Source organism: Micromonospora sp. NPDC049203 (genome assembly GCF_043197215.1).
In the GTDB taxonomy this organism is placed as follows: domain Bacteria; phylum Actinomycetota; class Actinomycetes; order Mycobacteriales; family Micromonosporaceae; genus Micromonospora.
In genome coordinates, this window is record NZ_JBICSV010000007.1 from 53,720 (window position 1) to 73,239 (window position 19,520).

A 19,520-nucleotide genomic window follows, 5' to 3' on the forward strand; every position below is an offset into this window, starting at 1 on the left:
AATTTTCCTACTAAGGTGCGGCGGAGAAGGTTAGTGCCAAACGGCCCTGAGGGAGATATGGCGTGAACAGGTGGAAGCGGCTGGCTCCGGTCACCGCCATCGTGGCGTCGGCCGCGTTGGTGCTGACCGCGTGCGGTGGCTCCGGCGACGACGACAGCGCCGCCGACAACAGCAAGCTCACTGTGTGGATGATGGGTGAGGGCGGCGACGCCCAGACCACGTTCCTCGACGGCGTCGAGGCGGAGTTCAAGAAGAAGCACCCCGAGACCGACGTCGTGGTGCAGTACATCCCCTGGCTCGAAGCGCCGAAGAAGTTCCAGGCCGCGCTGGCCGGCGGCGAGGGCCCGGACGTCACCGAGCTGGGTAACACCGAGACCCAGGGCTGGGCCGCGCAGGAGGCCCTGGCCGATGTCTCGGACAAGTTCAACGGCTGGTCCGAGGGCAAGGACATCCTGCCCGACCTGGTCAAGAACGCCCAGCTGGACGGCAAGCAGTACGGCGTGCCGTGGTACGCCGGCGTACGCGCCGTCTACTACCGCACCGACTGGTTCGCCGAGGCCGGCGTGAAGCCGCCGACGAACTGGGAGGAGATGGTCGCCGCCGCGAAGGCCGTGCAGGCCAAGAAGCCCGGCACCTATGGCATCGCCCTGCCCGGCAACTCCGAGCTGCCGTTCTACTCCTTCCTCTGGGGTGCCGGCGCGGAGATCGCCACCAAGGAGGGCGACAGCTGGAAGTCCGGCTACAACACCCCCGAGGCGCAGAAGGCGGTCAAGTTCTGGACCGACCTGGTGACCGTGCACAAGGTCGCCCCGCCGGCCGCCGCCGGGTGGAACGAGGTCGACGCCCGTACCCAGTTCGCCACCGGCAAGGCCGCCATGGCGTTCGCCGGTAGCTGGCAGGGCGGCGCGATGAAGAAGGACAACCCCGACATCGAGAAGGTGTGGGGCACGTTCCCGATCCCCGGCCCGGACGGCAAGGCCGCCCCGGCGTTCGCCGGCGGCTCCGACATCGCCATCTGGAAGGACAGTAAGCGGGCGGCGCTGGCCTGGGACTACATGACCGTGCTGCTGAGCAAGCAGAAGGACAAGGAGTTCGCCAGCAGCCTCGGCTTCTTCCCGGTCTACCAGGATCTGGTGAGCAGCGGCGACTACGCCAACGACAAGGTGATGGCCGCGTTCGCCACCGCCATCCAGAACACCAAGCTGACCCCGCTCACCCCGAAGTGGGTCGAGGTCAGCCGGACCAAGACGGTGACCCAGGCGATGAACAGCTCGGTCATCAAGGGCCAGAAGACGGTCGAGAAGGCCACCGCCGACGCGGCCACCGAGATCGAAAGCATCCTCAACGCCAAGTGACCACGCTGACCAAGGCCACCGGCGAGGCCGCCGCGCGGGAGACCCCCGCGCGGCGGCGCCGTCGCCGGGTGGACCACCTTCCGTACCTGCTCCTGCTGCCCTGCCTGGCGATCATCGCCGTGTTGCTGCTCTGGCCGCTCGGCCAGGTCGTGTGGATGTCCTTCCACAAGCTGGACAGCGTCCGGCAGCTGCGCGGCGACCGCGAGTGGCCGTGGGTCGGCCTGGCCAACTACGCGCAGATCCTCGGCGACCCGTTCTTCCGTACGGTGCTGCGCAACACGGTGCTGTTCGCGCTCGCCAACGTGGCGCTCACGATGATCCTCGGCACCCTGGTCGGGCTGCTGCTCAACCGCCTGGGCAAGAAGATGGCCACGTTCGTGGCGAGCTGCGTGATGCTCGCCTGGGCCACCCCGGCGCTGACCGGCACGATCGTCTGGAAGTGGATCTTCGACGACACGAGTGGCCTGGTCACCTGGCTGTTCAACAAGCTCCCCGACGGGCTCTCCACGGCCCTGTTCGGGCGCAGCGACTGGACCGGGTACGGCTGGTTCAACGACCCGCTGCTGTTCTTCGCCATCCTGACGCTGGTGGTGGTCTGGCACTCGTTCCCGTTCATTGCGGTGAGCGTGCTGGCCGGGCTCAAGAGCGTGCCGACGGAGTTGCAGGAGGCGGCCCGGGTCGACGGCGCCGGGCCGTGGAAGGTGTTCTGGTCGGTCACGTTCCCGGTCCTGCGGCCGGTCTTCGGCATCCTCGTGGTGCTCTCCACGATCTGGGACTTCAAGGTCTTCACCCAGCAGTTCGTGCTGGCCGGCGGCACCCAGGACCGGTCGACGTTCATGCTGTCGATCTACTCGTACGCGGAGGCGTTCTCGCCGCCGCCCAAGTACGGCCTCGGCTCGGCCATCGCGGTCATCCTCACCGTGATCCTGCTCGTGGTGACCGCCCTGTACGTCCGCATGGTGCTGCGGCAGGAGGACGAATGATGAAGAAGATCGCCCTCAACGGCGCGGGCCTGCTGGTCGCGCTCTTCGCCGCGTTCCCGGTCTACTGGATGGTGGCGACCTCGCTGAAGCCCAACCGGGAGATCTTCTCGTCCACGCCCCGGCCGGTGCCGGCGGAGCCGACGCTGGAGCACTACCGGGAGATCCTCACCGGCAACCTCATCCCGGGCGTGACGTTCGCCGACTTCTTCCTCAACAGCGCGCTCGTCGCGCTGGCGACGGTGCTGCTCAGCGGGCTGGTCGCGCTGCTCGCGGCGACCGCCGTGGCCCGGTTCCGGTTCAAGCTGCGCACCACGTTCCTGATCATGCTGCTGGTGGTGCAGATGATCCCGCTGGAGGCGCTTGTCATCCCGCTGTTCCTGATGATCCAGCGGCTCGGCCTCTACAACACGCTGCCCAGCCTGATCCTCACGTACCTCGGTTTCTCACTGCCGTTCGCGGTCTGGATGCTGCGCGGCTTCGTCGCGGCGGTGCCGAAGGAACTGGAGGAGGCCGCCGCCATCGACGGGGCCAGCCGGGCCCAGACGTTCCGCAAGGTGCTGTTCCCGCTCGTCGCGCCCGGCCTGGTCGCCACCAGCATCTTCTCGTTCATCACCGCCTGGAACGAGCTGATCTTCGCGTTGACCTTCATCAACGACCAGCAGAAGTACACCCTGCCGGTGGCCATGACGTTCTTCTTCGGCCGCGACGACACCGCCTGGGGCTCGGTGATGGCCGCGTCCACGCTGTTCACCCTGCCGGTGATCGTGTTCTTCCTGCTGGTGCAGCGCCGGATGGTCTCCGGCCTGGTCGCCGGAGCGGTGAAGGGCTGAGCGCCGGGGCGATCCGGCGCCGGTCAGGCGGCGAACACCTCGGCGCGCACCTCGGTGGCCGGGTCGCCCTTCACCCGGGCCCAGGAGCCCTGCTCGGCGGTCCACTCCAGGTTGCCGAAGCGGACCTTCTTCACGCCGTGGTCGTCGGCGTGCGAGACCAGCCAGTGCGCGTACCGCCAGCCGTTGCGGTCGTCACCGGCCGGCACGGTGAGCGCGGTCAGGTCCGTCGCCGTGGGCAGCCGGGGCAGCCCCCAGTCCAGCGACAGGCTCTCCAGCACGGCGCTGGCGGCGGCCGGGCCGCGCATCGTCGGCGGTGAGGAGACGGTGCAGGCCACCGCGCCGGTCGCGTGGCCGAGCAGCGCCCGGGTGAGGACCTCCGACTCGTCCGCCCACTTCTCGTACGCCTCGGGGAACGCCGACCGCTGCACCCGCTGGGCGGCGTCGGTGACCCGCATCCGCTCCCAGCCCTTGACCTTCTTCAGCGCGGCGTAGAACTTGTTCGCCGAGTACCGCGGGTCCTGCACCTGCTCCGGGGTGCCCCAGCCCTGGCTCGGGCGCTGCTGGAACAGGCCGAGCGAGTCGCGGTCGCCGTGCGCGATGTTGCGCAGGTGCGACTCCTGGTACGCGGTCGCCAGCGCCACCACCACCGCCCGCTCGGGCATCCGGCGTTGCATCCCGATGGCCGCGATGGTGGCCGCGTTCGCCATCTGGTCGGCGCCGAGCACCACCTCGCCGTCCGCCTTGACCGTGCAGGTCCGGCTGGCCAGCGGCAGCCGCAGGTGCTCGCCGAACTGCTTGGTCACGACATAGACCGCGAGCAGTGCCAGCACGCACACCGCCACACCGGCCGCCACGATCGCCCCTCGCGTCCGCACCCGCACCCCCTGTCCCGACAGTCCGACAAGCGTACGTCCCATCCGCCGGCGCGGGCCTCGGCCGACCGGCGGGCCCCAGGTCGGCTCACCCGGGGCCCGCCGTACGGCTCAGTCGCCGGCGGGCACCCAGGCGGCGGGACGCTTCTCCCGGAACGCCATCACGCCCTCGCGCCCCTCGTCGGAGAGGAAGTACCCGGTGGACAGCGCGGCCAACTCGGCGATCTCGGCCCGCAGGTCAGGCCCGGCGGGCCGGCGCAGCAGCTCCTTCGCCCCGGCCAGTGCCCCGGGCGCGCCCCTGACGAGCGAGTCGCAGTAGCGCGCGACTGCGGCGTCCAGCTCGTCGGCCGGCACCGCGGCGGTGACCAGGCCGATCTCGGCGGCGCGGCGGCCGTCGAACGTGTCGCCGGTCAGGTACAGCTCGGCGGCGGCGCGCTGACCCAGCCGGGGCAGCACGGTCGCCGAGATCACCGCCGGGATCACCCCGATCCGCACCTCGGTGAACGCGAACGTCGCCTCCCGCGCGCAGACCGCCAGGTCGGCGGCGGCGATCAGGCCCAGCCCACCGGCCCGGGCCGGGCCGGCCACCTTCGCCACCACCGGCTTCGGGCATTCCCGCACCGCCACCAGCACGTCGCCGAGCATCCCGGCGGGCACGGTGCCGCTGGCGTACGCGGCGGCGGTCTCCTTCAGGTCGGCGCCGGAGCAGAAGACCGGGCCGGTGTGGCCGAGCACGATCGCGCGTACCGCGTCGTCGGCGACCGCGTCGGCCAGCCCGGCCAGCAGCTGGGTCATCAGGGGCGTGGAGAGCGCGTTGCGATTGTGCGGGCTGTCCAGGGTGAGGGTGGTCACCCCACGGGCCGTGGCGACTCGCACGAGAGCGTCCGGAGAGGTCATGCCGGGCACACTAGTGGCCATGCCCGGCGTCCTTCCAGAAGGCGAACCCGTCCCGCGCGACGGATCGCTGCCCGCCACCGCCCGTCGCGCCGTCGGCGCGCGCGGCTTCGGCGTGTACGTCCACGTCCCGTTCTGCGCCAGCCGGTGCGGTTACTGCGACTTCAACACGTACACCGCCGCGGAGCTGGGCGGCGGGGCGAGCCGGGAGACGTACGCCGACTCCGTGCTGGCCGAACTGGCGCTGGCCGCCCGGGTGCTGGGCGACTCGCCGCCGCAGCGGGTGGACACCGTGTTCGTCGGCGGCGGCACGCCGACCCTGCTGCCCGCCGACGACCTGGCCCGGATCCTCGACGGCATCGACCGCGTCTGGGGGCTGGCCGCCGACGCCGAGGTGACCACCGAGGCCAACCCCGAGTCGGTGAGCCCGGAGTCGCTCAAGACGCTGCGGGCGGCCGGCTACACCCGGATCTCGCTGGGCATGCAGTCCGCCGCGCCGGGGGTGCTCGCGGTGCTCGACCGGCGGCACAGCGCGGGCCGGGCCGCCGCCGCCGCGCTGGAGGCCCGCGACGCCGGGTTCGAGCACGTCAACCTGGACCTGATCTACGGCACGCCGGGCGAGACAGCAGAGGACTTCGCCACCTCGCTGGCCCAGGTGGTCGACGCCGGGGTGGACCACGTCAGCGCGTACGCCCTGATCGTGGAGGACGGCACCCGGCTGGCCGCGCGGATGCGCCGGGGCGAGCTGCCGTACCCCTCCGACGACGTGGCGGCGGACCGTTACCTGGCCGCGGAGGAGGCGCTCGGCGCGGCCGGATTCTCCTGGTACGAGGTGTCGAACTGGGCCCGCTCGGCGGCGGCCCGGTGCCGGCACAACCTGCTCTACTGGACCGGCGCCGACTGGTGGGGCCTGGGCCCGGGGGCGCACAGCCACGTCGGCGGCGTGCGCTGGTGGAACGTCAAGCACCCGAGCGCGTACGCGGCGCGGCTGGCCGAGGGCGCCTCGCCCGCACTGGCCCGGGAACAGCTCAGCCCGGACGAACAGCACATGGAGGACGTGATGCTGCGGGTGCGGCTCGCCTCCGGGCTGCCGCTGGACGTGCTGGGCGCCGCCGGCCGGACGGGCGCCGAGCGGGCCCGGGACGCCGGGCTGCTCGACGCCGGGGCGTACGCGCGAGGGCTTGTGGTGCTGACGCTGCGCGGCCGGCTGCTGGCCGACGCGGTGGTACGCGACCTGCTGCCGTGACCGGCACCGGCCGGCCGCCCCCTCGGCCGGCCGGCGGTGTCACTTGACGAAGTTGTAGGTCATCGGATAGCGGTAGAGCACGCCCTCGTTGGCCTTGACCCCGCCGATGATCCCGAAGATCAGCGGCACCAGCCAGACCAGCATCGGGACGAAGAACAGGATCCCGCAGGTGATGACCGTGATCACCCAGGCGAGCACGCTGGCGATGGTCCAGGTGATCTGGAAGTTCAGCGCCGAGACCGCGTGGGCGCGGACGGTCGGCGACTGCTGACCCCGGGTCATCATCGCGATCAGCGGGGCGACCCAGCCGAGCAGGCCGCCGCCGACGATGACACCGGCCGCGCCGCCGAAGTGCGCCACCAGGGCCCACGTCTTCTCGTCGCTGTTCGCGTATCCGGCGGGGCCGTAGCCGCCACCGGCGGGGTAGCCGGCGCCGTAGCCGGGCGTGCCGCCCGGCGGGGGGTAGCCGCCCGGAGGCGGATAGTCGCCGGGCGGGGGATAGCCGCCGGCACCCGGAGCCCCGGACAGTGGAGCGGTGGGCGGTTCGCTGCCCGGCGACGAGCCGTATGGCGCCGACGGGTCGGGCTGGGGTCCGTAGTCCCCTGCCCCCGGTGGGCGAGGAGGTTCAGTCATGGTCGCCACGGTAGGTGCACGGGTCAACTCGCACCAGAGCGACACAGACCGACGATGACCGGCTGTTCGGGCCGATCGGGCCGGGCCGTGTGGCGGGCCGCACCGCGGGTCCGTCAGGCGCTCGTCGCGTCGGCGGGGGTGCCGACGTAGACTGGCACTCGCTACAGTCGAGTGCCAGCCGCCCGGCGGATGTCGCGCGCCGGCCCGACCGAGCTGCGTCAGGAGGTGGGACATGGGTCTCGACGACCGCAAACTCGCCGTGCTGCGCGCGATCGTCGAGGACTACGTCGCCACGCAGGAGCCGGTCGGCAGCAAGGCCCTCGTCGAACGGCACCAGCTCGGTGTCTCGCCGGCCACCGTGCGCAACGACATGGCGGTGCTGGAGGAGGAGGGCTACATCCGGCAGCCGCACACCAGCGCCGGCCGGGTGCCCACCGACCGCGGCTACCGCCTCTTCGTCGACCGGCTCTCCCGGGTCAAGCCGCTGAGCCCGGCCGAGCGTCGGGCGATCGAGCGCTTCCTCGTCGGCGCCGTCGACCTGGACGACGTGGTGCACCGCACGGTCCGGCTGCTCGCGCAGCTCACCCGGCAGGTCGCCGTGGTGCAGTACCCGAGCCTGGCCCGCTCCAAGGTGCGCCACCTGGAGCTGGTGCCGATCTCCACCACCCGGCTGATGGTCGTCATGATCGCCGACACCGGCCGGGTCGAGCAGCGGCTGGTCGAGCTGCCCGCCCCGGTGCCCGCCGACGACGTGACCGACCTGCGCCGGCTGGTGAACGAGAAACTCGTCGGCTGCCAGCTCGCCGAGACGCCGCCGCTGGTGCAGGCGCTCGTCGAGGAGTCCGCGCCGCATCTGCGCCCGGCCATGACGACGCTCTCCACAGTGCTGCTGGAAACCCTCGTGGAACGGCACGAGGAACGCCTCGCGCTGGCCGGGCAGGCCAACCTCACCCGGGGTGGCCTGCTCGACTTCCAGGGTTCGCTGCGGCCCATCCTGGAGGCGCTCGAAGAAGAGGTCGTACTGCTCAAGCTGATCGGCGAGACGGAGCCGAGCACCACCCGGGTGCTCATCGGCGACGAGAACGAATTCGACAACCTGCGGGCCGCCTCGGTGGTCAGCACCGGCTACGGACCGGGCAGCACGATCGTCGGTGGTCTCGGCGTGCTCGGGCCGACCCGGATGGACTACCCCGGCAATATCGCCATGGTGAGAGCCGTGGCACGCTACGTGGGCGAACTGCTGGCCCAGAACTGACCAGTCAGGGCCGACGGCCGGTTCCGGCCGACGACCGGAGCGACGCGAGACGAACATGAGGACACCTAACGCAGTGGCCAGGGACTACTACGGCATTCTCGGCGTGAGCCGGGACGCCTCCGACGACGAGATCAAGCGCGCCTACCGCAAGCTGGCGCGGCAGTTCCACCCGGACGTCAATCCGGACCCGGAGGCCCAGGAGAAGTTCAAGGACATCAACGCCGCGTACGAGGTCCTCTCGGACGACCGGAAGCGGCAGATCGTCGACCTGGGTGGCGACCCGCTCGCCCCGGGCGGCGGTGGCATGGGCGGTCCGGGCGGGCCCGGCGGCGCCGGTCCGTTCGTCGGCTTCCAGGACATCATGGACGCGTTCTTCGGCGGCGCCGCGGGCGGCAGCCGGGGGCCGCGTCCGCGTACCCGCCCCGGCGCGGACGCGATCCTGCGCCTGGAACTGGATCTCAACGAGACCGCGTTCGGTGTCGAGGCGCCGATCACCGTCGACACCGCTGTGCTCTGCACCACCTGCTCCGGCGCCGGCACCGCCGCCGGCACCCACCTGGCGACCTGCGAGGCGTGCGGTGGCCGGGGCGAGGTGCAGTCGGTGCAGCGGACCTTCCTCGGCCAGGTGGTCTCCGCCCGGCCGTGCACCGTCTGCCAGGGCTACGGCACCACCATCCCGCACCCCTGCCCGACGTGCGCCGGTGACGGCCGGGTGCGTACCCGCCGCTCGCTGACCGTCAAGATCCCGGCCGGGGTCGAGGACGGCATGCGGATCCGGCTCGCCCAGCAGGGCGAGGTCGGCCCGGGTGGCGGCACCGCTGGTGACCTCTACGTCGAGATCCACGAGCGGCCGCACGACGTCTACTCCCGCAAGGGCGACGACCTGCACTGCCGGGTCACCGTCCCGATGACCGCCGCCGCGCTCGGCACCCGGCTGACCATCAAGACGCTGGACAGCGAGGAAGCCGTCGACGTCAAGCCCGGCACCCAGCCCGGCAGCACGCTGCGGCTGCGCGCCCGGGGCGTACCGCACCTGCGCGGCACCGGCCGGGGTGACCTCTACGTGCACCTGGACGTGCGTACCCCGACCAAGCTCGACGCCGACCAGGAGCGGATGCTGCGCGACTTCGCCAAGACGCGCGGCGAGGAGGTCGCCGAGCTGACCAAGCAGGGCGGCTTCTTCTCCCGGATGCGCGACGCCTTCAACGGGCACGCCTGAGGTGTCCGCCCCGCTGTTCCTGGTCGAGGCGCTGCCCACCGCTGACACGCTGACGCTGGACGGCCCGGAGGGCCACCACGCGGCCACCGTGCAGCGGCTGCGCGTCGGTGAGGAACTGCTGCTCGCCGACGGCCGGGGCGGCACCGCCGCCGCCGTGGTCACCGCCGTCGGCCGCGGGACGCTCGACCTGCGGGTCACCAGCCGGGGGTACGCGGACGCGCCGGTGCCCCGGCTGGTCGTGGTGCAGGGCATCGCCAAGGGCGACCGGGGCGAACTCGCCGTGCAGGCGATGACCGAGGTCGGGGTGGACGAGATCGTGCCCTGGGCGGCGTCCCGCTCGGTGGCGCAGTGGCGCGGCGAACGGGGCGAACGGGCCCGGCAGAAGTGGGTCGCGACCGCCCGGGAGGCGGCCAAGCAGGCCCGCCGCCCGTGGCTGCCGGTGGTGGCCGGCGCACCTGACGAGTCCACCGCCTCGGTGGCCCGCCGGATCGCCGGTGCGGCCGGCGCGTTCGTGCTGCACGAGGGCGCCCGGGACCGGCTGACCACAGTCGACCTGCCGACGGCCGGCGAGATCGTGCTCGTGGTCGGGCCGGAGGGCGGCATCGCCGATCACGAGCTGGCCACCTTCACCGACGCGGGTGCCCGCCCGGTCCGCCTGGGCCCGACGGTCCTGCGCACGTCCACAGCAGGCGTGGCCGCCCTGACAGTCCTGGCCACCCGCCTGACCCACTGGTAACCCCCCCCCGGCGTTCTCCCCGCACGCGTCGATCTTGCAGGTTCGGCCCGCGTGGCGTCTCTTTTGTGATGTTTTGCCGGGGCTGAAAGTGCAAGACCGCCGGGGTCGGGGTGGGTCAGGAGCGGAGGTAGGAGGCGCCGTTCAGGTCGATGATCGTGCCTGCCGCCCACTCGGCCTCGGGGCTCGCCAGCCAGTGCACCGCCCCGGCGATCTCCTCCGGCCGGGCGACCCGGTGGAACGGGGACTGGGCGCGTACCGCCTCGCCCCGCTCGGCCTTCAGGTGCTCGTTCGTCATGTCGGTCTCGACGAAACCGGGTGCCACGCAGGCCACCCCGATGCCGTACGGCGCCAGCGCCACCGCCAGCGACTGGGCCATCGCGTTCATCCCCGCCTTGCTGGCCCCGTACGCCGGGTTGGCCGGCTCGCCCCGGAACGCGCCCCGGGACGACACGTTCACGATCCGGCCCCCGCGTTCGCGCATGTGCTGCGCGGCGCACCAGGCGGCGTTCGCGGCGCCGACCAGGTTGGTGTCCAGCACCTCCCGCCACCGTGCCCGCCACTGCTCGTAGCTGCTCTCGAAGACCGGGTGCGGGGGATCGGCCGGCCCGAACACGCCGGCGTTGTTCACCAGCACGTCGAGGCCGCCGAGCCGCTGGGCCGCCTCGTCCACCATGGCGCGTACCGCGTCGGGGTCGGCCATGTCCGCGCGGACCACGACGTGCCCGTCACCGGGCAGTTCGGCGCGCAGCCGCCCGGCCAGCTCGGCCGAGTCCCGGTGGTGGATCGCCACCCGGTCCCCGCTCGCGGCGAACGCCCGCGCCACCGCCCGCCCGATGCCCCGCGAGGCCCCCGTCACCAGCACCGCCCGTCCCGTCATGGCGGCCATCCTGCCGCACCGGGCCGGTCCGTCCGGCGGTGCCCCCGCCGCGCTCTGCGCCCTCTCCTTACACTGCTGCGATGGACTGCCTCTTCTGCCGGATCGTCGCCGGGGAGATCCCGGCCACCATCGTCCGCGAGACCGCCACCACGCTGGCCTTCCGCGACATCGACCCGAAGGCGCCCACCCACGTGCTGGTGATCCCGAAGGAGCACTACGCGGACGTGGCCACGCTGGCCCAGGGCGCACCCGAGCTGGCCGGCGAGGTGCTCCAGACCGCCGCCGTGGTGGCCGAGGAGGAGGGCCTGACCGTGGACGGGTTCCGGCTGATGTTCAACACCGGCCCGTACGGCGGCCAGGAGGTCTTCCACGTGCACGCCCACCTGCTCGGCGGCGCGCCACTCGGCCCGATGCTCTGCCGATGACCGACGTGTCCGACCGGCTCGGCCGGATGGTCCGCCAGGCCCAGGCCACCGGGCGGATCCCGGCGGTTTCGGCCGCCCTGCACCGGGCCGACCGGCCGCTGTGGACGTGCGCCGTCGGCGACACCGGCAACGACACCGCGCTCGGGCCGGAGACGGTGTTCCGGATCGGCTCGGTCACCAAGACCTTCACCGCGGCGCTGGTCATGCAGTGCCGCGACGACGGCCTGCTCGACCTCGACGACCCGATCGGGCGGCACCTCGACCTGCCCGCGCACGGCGACGCGACAGTACGCCGGCTGCTGTCGCACACCGCCGGCCTGCAACGCGAGCCGCACGGCGACGTGTGGGACAGCCTGCGCGCCCCGGCCGTCGACGAGCTGCTGGCCGGCCTGGCCCGGGTCGAGCGGGTGCTGCCCGCCGGTCGCCGCTTCCACTACTCCAACCTCGGCCTGGCGCTGCTCGGCGAGACTGTCGCCCGGCTGCGCGGCGGCACCTGGGCGGAGGTGCTGGCCGACCGGGTGCTCACCCCGCTCGGGCTGACCGCCACCGGCCCGCAGCCGACCGGGCGCGCCGCCACCGGGTTCCTGGTCGACGCGTACTCCGACGAGGCCCACCCGGAACCGCCCACCGACTTCGGCGCGGTGGCCCTCGCCGCGCAGCTCTGGAGCACCGCGACGGACATGGCCCGCTGGGCCGCGTTCCTGGCCGACCCGGCGGCGGTGGACCCGGACGGCGCGGTGCTCGCCGCGACGACGGTCGAGGAGATGCGCTGGCCGCTCACCCCCACCGACGAGTCGGTCTGGTCGGCCGGCTTCGGGCTGGGGCTGATCCTGATCCCGCAGCCGGAGCGGGTGACCCACGTCGGCCACGACGGCGCGATGCCCGGATTCCTCGCCGCCGTCTACGGGCGGCGCGGCGGGCAGGGCACCGCCGGGGCGATGGGTGCCGCGGTGCTCGGCTCGTCCGGCACCGGCGTGGAGGTGTTCGACCTGGCACACCGGCTGCTCGCCGCCGCCGCCGAGCACGACCCGGCGGAGATCGAGCCGTGGCGTCCCGGCCCGCCCGCCCCGGCCCACCTGCGCGGCGTGCTGGGCCGCTGGTGGGGCGAGGGCTTCGAGTACGTCTTCTCCTGGCACGACGGGACGCTGCGGGCGCGGGGCGCGGACGACCCGGCCGGGAGGCCGCCCGCCGTGTTCGCGCCGCTGCCGGACCGGCCGGACGTGTTCCGCACGGTCTCCGGCCGCGAGGCGGGGGAGCTGCTGCGGCTGACCCGCGACGAACGGGGCGTGGTGGTCCGGATGCACTGGGCGACCTACCGCTTCACCCGCGCCCAGGAGACCTTCGACGGGTACGACTTCCGCGCCGGCGGCTGACCGCCGGGCACCCGAAATGGGCGCGGTGCGTACGGTGCCGACCCGATACGATGGAGGTAACCGTACGCCGTGCCAGCAGGGCCCGGCGCCGAGTAGCGGAGAGCAGGTGGCGCAGGGCCCGACGGCCCGACCTATGACCGGCACCCCACCTCCCGGCACGCCGCGTGTGCAGACCAGGATCACGGTCGGAGACCAGAAGATCATGGTGAACCTGCTCGGCGCGGGCGACGAGATCCTGCGGCTCGTCGAGCGCTCGATCGACAGCGACGTCCACGTCCGCGGCAACGAGATCACCATCACCGGCGCCCCGGCCGACAACGCCCTCGCCGAGCGCCTCTTCAGTGAGCTGCTCGAACTGATCGAGAAAGGCGAGACCCTGACCACAGACGCGGTACGGCGTACCGTCGGCATGCTCGAGCAGGGCGGCACCGAGCGGCCCGCCGAAGTGCTGACGCTCAACATCCTCTCCCGGCGCGGCCGCACCATCCGTCCCAAGACGCTGGGCCAGAAGAAGTACGTCGACGCGATCGACGCACACACCATCGTCTTCGGCATCGGCCCGGCGGGTACCGGCAAGACGTACCTGGCCATGGCGAAGGCCGTGCAGGCGCTCCAGGCCAAGCAGGTCAACCGGATCATCCTGACCCGGCCGGCGGTCGAGGCGGGGGAGCGGCTGGGCTTCCTGCCCGGGACCCTGAACGAGAAGATCGACCCCTACCTGCGCCCGCTCTACGACGCGCTGCACGACATGCTCGACCCGGAGACCATCCCGAAGCTGATGGCCGCCGGCACGATCGAGGTGGCGCCGCTGGCATACATGCGCGGGCGGGCCCAGCCCTACGACGCCCGGGTGCTGACCCCGGAGGGCTTCCGGCCGTTCGGCTCGCTCCAGGTCGGTGACCTGGTCATCGGCTCGAACGGGACGCCCACGCCGGTGATCGGCATCTACCCCCAAGGCCAGAAGCAGGTCTACCGGGTCACCACCCAGGACGGCGCGTCCACGCTCTGCTGCGGCGAGCACCTGTGGACCGTAGCCACGCCGGACGACAAACGTCGCGGCCGGCGGCGCACGATCGAGACGCAGGAGATGATCGGCAAGGAGTGGCGAGGCCACACCCGTCGCTACGAACTCCCGCTCGTCGCGCCGGTGCAGATGGAGCCGCGGGCGGTTCCGCTCGACCCGTACGCGCTCGGGCTGCTGCTCGGCGACGGCACGATCTCGTCCCGCGCCACGCCGGCCTTCCGCACTGCCGACCCGGAGCTGGCGACCGCGCTGGAGGATGCGCTCGTCGACATCCAACTGGTTCGCAAGGGTGACTACGACTACGTCCTCCGGCACGTCAACGGGCACCGCGGCGGCGTGATCGTGGCGAACCCGGTGACGGTGGCCGTCCGCGAACTGGGGCTGGCCGGGGCCACCTCGGGCACGAAGTTCGTCCCCGAGGTCTACAAGAACAACAGCGTCGGCGTCCGGCTGGCGGTCCTGCAAGGGCTGCTGGACACCGACGGCGGGCCGGTCACCCAGGCCGGACGCACGTGCCGTGTGCAGTACTCGACCACGTCTCCCCGGTTGTGCGACGACGTGGTCCACCTGGTCGAGTCGCTCGGAGGGGTGGCCACGGCACGGGTTCGTCCCGCCGAGGGACGCAAGCCCGGTCTGGCGAAAGGCCGGCCGGTTCCGTACCGGTCCGACGCCTATGTCGTGGAGATCCGGCTGCCCGCCGGTGTCGCGCCGTTCCGCCTGTCGCGCAAGCGCCGGCTCTACGACGAGCACGGCGGTGGCCGACCGATGCGGTTCATCGACTCGATCATCCCGGCAGGGGTGCGGGAGACGATGTGCATCCAGGTCGCGGCGGAGGACTCGCTCTACGTCACCGACGACTTCCTGGTGACTCACAACACGCTCAACGACGCGTTCATCATCCTGGACGAGGCGCAGAACACCACGCCCGAGCAGATGAAGATGTTCCTCACCCGGCTCGGCTTCGGCTCCAAGATCGTCGTCACCGGCGACGTCACCCAGGTGGACCTTCCCGGCGGGACGACCAGCGGCCTGCGGGTGGTCCGGGAGATCCTGAACAACGTCGAGGACGTGCACTTCGCCCAGCTCTCCAGCTCCGACGTGGTGCGCCACAAGCTGGTGGGCGACATCGTCGACGCGTACGCCCGCTGGGACGCCGAGCGGGAGAACCAGCAGGCGCAGAGCGTGCACGCCGTGCCGGGCCGGACGGCCCAGGGCAGCCGGCCGGGCCGGCGCCGCTAACCACCAGAGGAAGACAGTTGTCCATCGAGATCGCCAACGAGTCGGGTGTCGACGTCGACACCGACGCCGTGCTCGCCGTCGCGCGGCACGCCCTCGACGAGATGGGGGTCAACCCCCTCGCCGAGCTGTCCGTGCTGCTCGTCGACATCGAATACATGTCGGAGCTGAACCACCGCTGGATGGGCGGCGACGGCCCGACCGACGTGCTCGCCTTCCCCATGGACGAGGGCAGCGTCGACCACGGCCCGGGTGAGAGCACCCCGGCCGGCGGTGAGCCGGCCCTGCTCGGCGACATCGTGCTCTGCCCGGGGGTGGCGGCCAAGCAGGCCGCCGCGGCCGGGCACTCGGCGGCCGACGAGCTGCACCTGCTCACCGTGCACGGCGTGCTGCACCTGCTCGGTTACGACCACGCCGAGCCCGAGGAGGAGCGGGAGATGTTCGGTCTCCAGGCCCGGCTGCTGGCCAGCTGGCGGTCGACCCGGTCGCGGTGATGGACGCCTTGGCGGCGGTCCGGGCCCCCGCCGGTCTGCCCGATCTCCAGCTGCTGTTCTTCGCCGCCGGGCTGGTGGTGCTCGCCGGCCTGATCGCGATGACCGAGGCGGCGCTGGCAGCGGTCTCGCCGGCCCGCGCCGCCGAACTGACCAGGGACGGCGCGCGCGGCGCTCGCGCCCTCCAGGTGGTCGCCGGTGACGTGGTCCGCCACCTGAACCTGCTGCTCCTGCTGCGGCTGCTGGCCGAGCTGACCGCCACCACGCTCGTCGCGCTGGTGGCCGTCGACACGTTCGGCGCGGGCTGGCGGGCGGCGCTGGTGACGGCGGGCGCGATGACGGTGGTGAGCTTCGTGGCGGTCGGGGTCGGCCCTCGTACGCTCGGCCGCCAGCACGCCTACGCGGTCGGCCGGGCGGTCGCGCCGCTGGTGCGGTGGCTGGGCCGCGCGCTCAACCCGCTGGCGTCGCTGCTGATCCTGATCGGCAACGCGGTCACTCCCGGCAAGGGTTTCCGCGAGGGGCCGTTCGCGACCCAGGTGGAGCTGCGTGAGCTGGTCGACCTGGCCGAGCAGCGCGGGGTGGTGGAGCACGGCGAGCGCCAGATGATCCACTCGGTCTTCGCGCTCGGCGACACCATCGCCCGCGAGGTGATGGTGCCGCGTACCGAGATGGTGTGGATCGAGGAACGCAAGACGCTCGCGCAGGCGCTGGCGTTGTTCCTGCGCTCCGGGTTCTCCCGCATCCCGGTGATCGGCGAGAACGTCGACGACGTGCTCGGTGTGCTCTACCTCAAGGACCTGATCCGGCGGGTGCAGGGCGACCAGGCCGCCCGGCAGATGCCGGTGGCCGAGCTGATGCGCCCGGCCACGTTCGTGCCGGAGTCCAAGCCGGTGGACGACCTGCTCTCGGAGATGCAGGCGGCCCGTAACCACCTGGTCATCGTGGTCGACGAGTACGGCGGCACCGGCGGGCTGGTCACCATCGAGGACATCCTGGAGGAGATCGTCGGGGAGATCACCGACGAGTACGATGTCGAACGCCCGCCGGTCGAGCACCTGCCGGACGGGGCCGTGCGGGTGACCGCGCGGCTGCCGGTGGAGAATCTGGGCGAGCTGTTCGACACCGACCTGCCCACCGACGAGGTGGAGACGGTCGGTGGCCTGCTCGCCCAGGCGCTGGGCCGGGTGCCCATCCCGGGCGCCGAGGCCGAGGTGGCCGGCCTGCGGCTGGTGGCCGAGGGCACGACCGGCCGGCGCAACCGGATAGACACGGTCCTGGTGAGCCGGGTCGACCGGGGCGACGCCCCGGAGGGCACCAACCGAAGTGAGCCGCCCGATTCCCGTGGCGACAACAACCGTTCCGAGGAGAGGCAACCCGCCGATGCCTGAGACACCCGCCGTACCGGCTGCCCTGCCCACCCCCGCCGATCCGGCCGAGCTGAGCGCCGAGGACGCCAAGCTGGTCGTCCTGGCCCGGGGCGCGCGGAGCCGGGTGGCGGCCGTGGAGGGCGCCGCGGTCCGCGACCAGGACGGCCGGACGTACGCGGCGGCGAGCGTGGCGCTGCCGTCGCTGACGCTGACCGCGCTCCAGCTCGCGGTGGCCTCGGCGGTGGCGGCGGGCGCGAGCCGGCTGGAGGCCGCCGTGGTGGTGACCGAGGCGTCGACGCTGGACGGGGCAGGGCACGCCGCCGTGCGGGACCTGTCCGCCGACGCGCCGATCCACGTGGCCGCGCCGGACGGCACCGTCCTCGGCACGGTGGTCGAGTGACAACGCCCGAGGCACGTCCCTACCGGGCCGGTTTCGCCTGTTTCGTCGGGCGGCCGAACGCTGGCAAGTCGACGCTCACCAACGCGATCGTCGGCACCAAGATCGCGATCACCTCGAACAAGCCGCAGACCACCCGGCACATCATCCGGGCGGTGCTGCACCGGCCGGACTCGCAGCTCGTGCTGGTCGACACCCCGGGCCTGCACCGGCCCCGGACGCTGCTCGGCGAACGCCTCAACGACCTGGTACGGGAGACCTGGAGCGAGGTCGACGTGATCGGCCTGTGCGTCCCGGCGAACGAGCCGGTCGGCCGGGGCGACCGATTCATCACCGGCGAGCTGGCCAGCCTCAAGGCCACGGTGCTGGCGGTGGTCACCAAGACCGACCTGGTCGACAAGAAGCGGCTGGCCGAGCAGTTGCTCGCGGTGAGCGAGCTGGGTGAGTTCGCCGACGTGGTGCCGGTCAGCGCGGTCTCCGGCCACCAGGTCGACACGCTCGTCGACGTGATGACCGGTTATCTGCCGTCGTCACCGCAGCTCTACCCGGACGACATGCTCACCGACGACCCGGAGCAGGTGCTGGTGGCGGAGCTGGTCCGCGAGGCGGCGCTGGAGGGCGTCCGCGACGAGCTGCCGCACTCCATCGCCGTGGTGGTCGAGGAGATGATCCCGGAGGGCAACCTCACCAAGATCTACGCCGACGTGTACGTGGAGCGGTCGAGCCAGAAGGCCATCGTGATCGGGCACCGGGGCAGCCGGCTCAAGCATGTGGGCACCACCGCCCGGCGGCAGATCGAGGAGTTGCTCGGCACCCGGGTCTACCTCGACCTGCACGTACGCGTGGCGAAGGACTGGCAGCGCGACCCGAAGCAGTTGCGCAAGCTCGGCTTCTGACCGGCGGCCGGCCACGGCTTGGCGGTAGGTGATCAGGATCAGCCAGACCTATGGGACATCTCACTTTCCATAGGTGTTCTTGGCTGTTTCACAGGGTCCCGGAGCAGGGTAGGGAGCATTGTCTCTGCCCCCGGACCCCGCCGCGAGCTGATGCGAAACCGCTACCTGGACCTGCTCCGCTTCCTGGCCATCCTGCGCGTCGTCACCTACCACGTCACCGGCTACGCCACGCTCACGCTGGTGTTCCCGGCCATGTCGGTGATGTTCGCCCTGGCCGGGTCGCTGATGGCGGCGTCACTCGACCGCAACGGGGTGCGCGCGGTCGGCCGCCGGCTGCGCCGCCTCCTGCCGTCGCTGTGGGTGGTCGCCGCGGTCTTCGTACCGGCCATGCTGCTCACCGGGCTGACGTTCAGCCCGAAGGTGTTCCTCTGGCTCTTCCCGATCAGTGACCCGCCGGCCAACTACTGGGGTGGGCTGGCGCTCAGCCCGATCTGGTACCTGCGCGACTACCTGTGGTTCGTGCTCGCCTCACCGCTGGTGCTCTGGCTGTTCCGCCGGGCACCGCTGCCCACGCTCGCCGCGCCGTACCTGCTGCTGATCGCGATCGAGGCCGGCGTCCTGGCGAACCCGCACACGGTGCTGCGCGAGTTCGGCCTCTACTTCGGCGCCTGGCTGCTGGGCTTCGCCCACCACGACGGGCTGCTGCGCCGGATGCGCAACCGGGTGCTGCTGCCGGTGGCCGCTGTGGTCGGCGCCGCCGGGCTGGCCTGGATCCTCACCCACCAGGGCCCGCGCGGATACGACATCAACGACATCCCGCTTGGTAACGCGCTCTGGTCGGCCGCGTTCATCCTGGTGGCGATCGGCCGGGCGCCGGTCGGGGTGAGCTGGGTCGACCGGGTGCCGGCGTTCGGCCGGGCGGTGACGGTGGTGAACCGGCGCGCGCTGACGATCTACCTGTGGCACATGCCGTTCGTGGTGGCGCTCACCCCGCTGGTCGGCCTGGTCGGCTGGTCGCCGCGCGACCCGGTGGGCCTGTGGCTGCGGGTGGGGCTGGTCTTCGCCCTCGTCGGCGTGGTGACGCTGATGGTCGGCTGGGTCGAGGACGTGGCGGCCCGGCGTACCCCCGAACTGCTTCCCGGCAAGGCGCGGCGGACGGTGGCCGACCGGGCGGCGGCCGCTCCGGCCAGCCCGGCCCCCGCCGGTGCGGAGGACGCGCTGGTGAGCGCCGGGGCCCGGGTCCCGGCACCGCGCCGCCCGGCCGAGGCCCCCGTGCGCCCCGGCCGGGACAGCGCCCCGGCGTCCCGGCGGGACGGGCCCGGCTGAGCCACCACCGGGTACGGCCCCGGTCCTCACGACGTCCGCGACCGCCCGGCCGCCTGTCCCCGTTGATCATGAGGTTGGCGGCAGT

At 72.4% G+C, this 19,520-nt stretch carries 18 protein-coding genes and 3 pseudogenes; 17 read left to right on the forward strand and 4 right to left on the reverse strand.

Features of this window, described 5'->3' with window-relative positions:
- Nucleotides 1-62: 62 nt before the first annotated feature.
- Genes ACGFIA_RS19890 through ACGFIA_RS19900 form a run of 3 tightly spaced genes read left to right on the forward strand, consistent with a single transcriptional unit; the run spans nt 63 to nt 3,168 of the window.
- Complete coding sequence (locus ACGFIA_RS19890) at nt 63-1,355, forward strand: sugar ABC transporter substrate-binding protein (RefSeq protein WP_357388461.1); 1,293 nt, start codon at nt 63-65, stop codon at nt 1,353-1,355.
- Nucleotides 1,352-2,338 carry a sugar ABC transporter permease gene (locus ACGFIA_RS19895; RefSeq protein WP_357388463.1) on the forward strand — a complete coding sequence of 329 codons (987 nt, stop codon included), beginning with the start codon at nt 1,352-1,354 and terminating at the stop codon, nt 2,336-2,338. The genes ACGFIA_RS19890 and ACGFIA_RS19895 overlap by 4 nt, the downstream gene beginning before the upstream one ends.
- Entirely contained in the window at nt 2,335-3,168 is an 834-nt protein-coding gene (locus ACGFIA_RS19900) for a carbohydrate ABC transporter permease (protein ID WP_013287980.1), read from the forward strand. Before ACGFIA_RS19895 ends, ACGFIA_RS19900 begins: the two co-directional genes overlap by 4 nt.
- A gap of 23 nt (nt 3,169-3,191) precedes the next feature.
- Here ACGFIA_RS19900 and ACGFIA_RS19905 read toward each other — a convergent pair whose 3' ends face one another.
- Together ACGFIA_RS19905 and ACGFIA_RS19910 are read right to left on the reverse strand one after the other, a co-directional pair.
- The gene (locus ACGFIA_RS19905) at nt 3,192-4,049 is read right to left on the reverse strand and encodes a hypothetical protein (protein WP_357470642.1); all 858 of its coding nucleotides are present in this window, start codon (nt 4,047-4,049) and stop codon (nt 3,192-3,194) included.
- Nucleotides 4,050-4,151: 102 nt separating this feature from the next.
- Nucleotides 4,152-4,937: an enoyl-CoA hydratase family protein gene (locus ACGFIA_RS19910; protein WP_393261340.1), complete on the reverse strand. Its 786-nt coding sequence runs from the start codon at nt 4,935-4,937 to the stop codon at nt 4,152-4,154.
- Nucleotides 4,938-4,956: 19 nt separating this feature from the next.
- Here ACGFIA_RS19910 and hemW point away from each other — a divergent pair, with 19 nt between their 5' ends.
- Nucleotides 4,957-6,180, forward strand: a complete 1,224-nt coding sequence (hemW, locus tag ACGFIA_RS19915; protein WP_393261343.1) for a radical SAM family heme chaperone HemW — start codon at nt 4,957-4,959, stop codon at nt 6,178-6,180.
- Between the two features lie 39 nt (nt 6,181-6,219).
- Here the strand turns inward: hemW and ACGFIA_RS19920 are convergent, their stop codons facing one another.
- Entirely contained in the window at nt 6,220-6,813 is a 594-nt protein-coding gene (locus ACGFIA_RS19920) for a DUF4870 domain-containing protein (protein ID WP_357388473.1), read from the reverse strand.
- Nucleotides 6,814-7,045: 232 nt separating this feature from the next.
- On the opposite strand from ACGFIA_RS19920, the gene hrcA reads away from it, so the two are divergent.
- The 3 genes from hrcA (at nt 7,046) to ACGFIA_RS19935 (ending at nt 10,023) form a co-directional block, all read left to right on the forward strand.
- A complete protein-coding gene (hrcA, locus tag ACGFIA_RS19925; RefSeq protein ID WP_262015148.1) occupies nt 7,046-8,068 on the forward strand; it encodes a heat-inducible transcriptional repressor HrcA in 1,023 nt (340 codons plus the stop codon).
- Nucleotides 8,069-8,141: 73 nt separating this feature from the next.
- Nucleotides 8,142-9,287, forward strand: coding sequence for a molecular chaperone DnaJ (gene dnaJ / locus ACGFIA_RS19930; protein WP_269704585.1), 1,146 nt, complete (start codon nt 8,142-8,144; stop codon nt 9,285-9,287).
- A gap of 1 nt (nt 9,288) precedes the next feature.
- Nucleotides 9,289-10,023 carry a 16S rRNA (uracil(1498)-N(3))-methyltransferase gene (locus tag ACGFIA_RS19935; RefSeq protein WP_357388476.1) on the forward strand — a complete coding sequence of 245 codons (735 nt, stop codon included), beginning with the start codon at nt 9,289-9,291 and terminating at the stop codon, nt 10,021-10,023.
- A gap of 115 nt (nt 10,024-10,138) precedes the next feature.
- Here the strand turns inward: ACGFIA_RS19935 and ACGFIA_RS19940 are convergent, their stop codons facing one another.
- Nucleotides 10,139-10,900 (reverse strand): SDR family oxidoreductase, encoded by a 762-nt coding sequence (locus tag ACGFIA_RS19940; RefSeq protein WP_357388478.1) that lies wholly within the window; start codon nt 10,898-10,900, stop codon nt 10,139-10,141.
- 80 nt (nt 10,901-10,980) lie between these two features.
- On the opposite strand from ACGFIA_RS19940, the gene ACGFIA_RS19945 reads away from it, so the two are divergent.
- From ACGFIA_RS19945 to ACGFIA_RS19990, 10 genes and pseudogenes are all read left to right on the forward strand, one after another.
- Nucleotides 10,981-11,325 (forward strand): histidine triad nucleotide-binding protein, encoded by a 345-nt coding sequence (locus ACGFIA_RS19945; protein ID WP_013475524.1) that lies wholly within the window; start codon nt 10,981-10,983, stop codon nt 11,323-11,325.
- Nucleotides 11,322-12,698 (forward strand): serine hydrolase domain-containing protein, encoded by a 1,377-nt coding sequence (locus ACGFIA_RS19950; RefSeq protein ID WP_357470633.1) that lies wholly within the window; start codon nt 11,322-11,324, stop codon nt 12,696-12,698. The genes ACGFIA_RS19945 and ACGFIA_RS19950 overlap by 4 nt, the downstream gene beginning before the upstream one ends.
- A gap of 133 nt (nt 12,699-12,831) precedes the next feature.
- Nucleotides 12,832-13,527, forward strand: a pseudogene (locus tag ACGFIA_RS19955) (PhoH family protein); the annotation flags it as partial.
- 324 nt (nt 13,528-13,851) lie between these two features.
- Nucleotides 13,852-14,337 (forward strand): annotated as a pseudogene (locus ACGFIA_RS19960) (LAGLIDADG family homing endonuclease); the annotation flags it as partial.
- 261 nt (nt 14,338-14,598) lie between these two features.
- Nucleotides 14,599-14,961: pseudogene (locus ACGFIA_RS19965) on the forward strand (PhoH family protein); the annotation flags it as partial.
- A 17-nt stretch (nt 14,962-14,978) separates the two neighbouring features.
- Nucleotides 14,979-15,452, forward strand: a complete 474-nt coding sequence (gene ybeY / locus ACGFIA_RS19970; RefSeq protein ID WP_357388482.1) for an rRNA maturation RNase YbeY — start codon at nt 14,979-14,981, stop codon at nt 15,450-15,452.
- The gene (locus ACGFIA_RS19975) at nt 15,428-16,837 is read left to right on the forward strand and encodes a hemolysin family protein (protein ID WP_357388527.1); all 1,410 of its coding nucleotides are present in this window, start codon (nt 15,428-15,430) and stop codon (nt 16,835-16,837) included. The genes ybeY and ACGFIA_RS19975 overlap by 25 nt, the downstream gene beginning before the upstream one ends.
- Nucleotides 16,830-17,216: a cytidine deaminase gene (locus tag ACGFIA_RS19980; protein WP_354873826.1), complete on the forward strand. Its 387-nt coding sequence runs from the start codon at nt 16,830-16,832 to the stop codon at nt 17,214-17,216. The genes ACGFIA_RS19975 and ACGFIA_RS19980 overlap by 8 nt, the downstream gene beginning before the upstream one ends.
- Nucleotides 17,213-18,109, forward strand: a complete 897-nt coding sequence (era, locus tag ACGFIA_RS19985) for a GTPase Era (protein WP_357470630.1) — start codon at nt 17,213-17,215, stop codon at nt 18,107-18,109. Before ACGFIA_RS19980 ends, era begins: the two co-directional genes overlap by 4 nt.
- 150 nt (nt 18,110-18,259) lie before the next feature.
- Nucleotides 18,260-19,435 (forward strand): acyltransferase, encoded by a 1,176-nt coding sequence (locus tag ACGFIA_RS19990; protein WP_393261351.1) that lies wholly within the window; start codon nt 18,260-18,262, stop codon nt 19,433-19,435.
- Nucleotides 19,436-19,520 lie beyond the last annotated feature (85 nt).

Coding starts and splice junctions, on each gene's coding strand:
- ACGFIA_RS19900 (WP_013287980.1), top strand. CDS start 2,335: ATGATGAAGAAGATCGCCCTCAACGGCGCGGGCCTGCTGGTCGCGCTC.
- ACGFIA_RS19910 (WP_393261340.1), bottom strand. CDS start 4,937: ATGACCTCTCCGGACGCTCTCGTGCGAGTCGCCACGGCCCGTGGGGTG.
- hemW (WP_393261343.1), top strand. CDS start 4,957: ATGCCCGGCGTCCTTCCAGAAGGCGAACCCGTCCCGCGCGACGGATCG.
- ACGFIA_RS19920 (WP_357388473.1), bottom strand. CDS start 6,813: ATGACTGAACCTCCTCGCCCACCGGGGGCAGGGGACTACGGACCCCAG.
- hrcA (WP_262015148.1), top strand. CDS start 7,046: ATGGGTCTCGACGACCGCAAACTCGCCGTGCTGCGCGCGATCGTCGAG.
- ACGFIA_RS19940 (WP_357388478.1), bottom strand. CDS start 10,900: ATGACGGGACGGGCGGTGCTGGTGACGGGGGCCTCGCGGGGCATCGGG.
- ACGFIA_RS19945 (WP_013475524.1), top strand. CDS start 10,981: ATGGACTGCCTCTTCTGCCGGATCGTCGCCGGGGAGATCCCGGCCACC.
- ACGFIA_RS19950 (WP_357470633.1), top strand. CDS start 11,322: ATGACCGACGTGTCCGACCGGCTCGGCCGGATGGTCCGCCAGGCCCAG.
- ACGFIA_RS19980 (WP_354873826.1), top strand. CDS start 16,830: ATGCCTGAGACACCCGCCGTACCGGCTGCCCTGCCCACCCCCGCCGAT.
- ACGFIA_RS19990 (WP_393261351.1), top strand. CDS start 18,260: ATGCGAAACCGCTACCTGGACCTGCTCCGCTTCCTGGCCATCCTGCGC.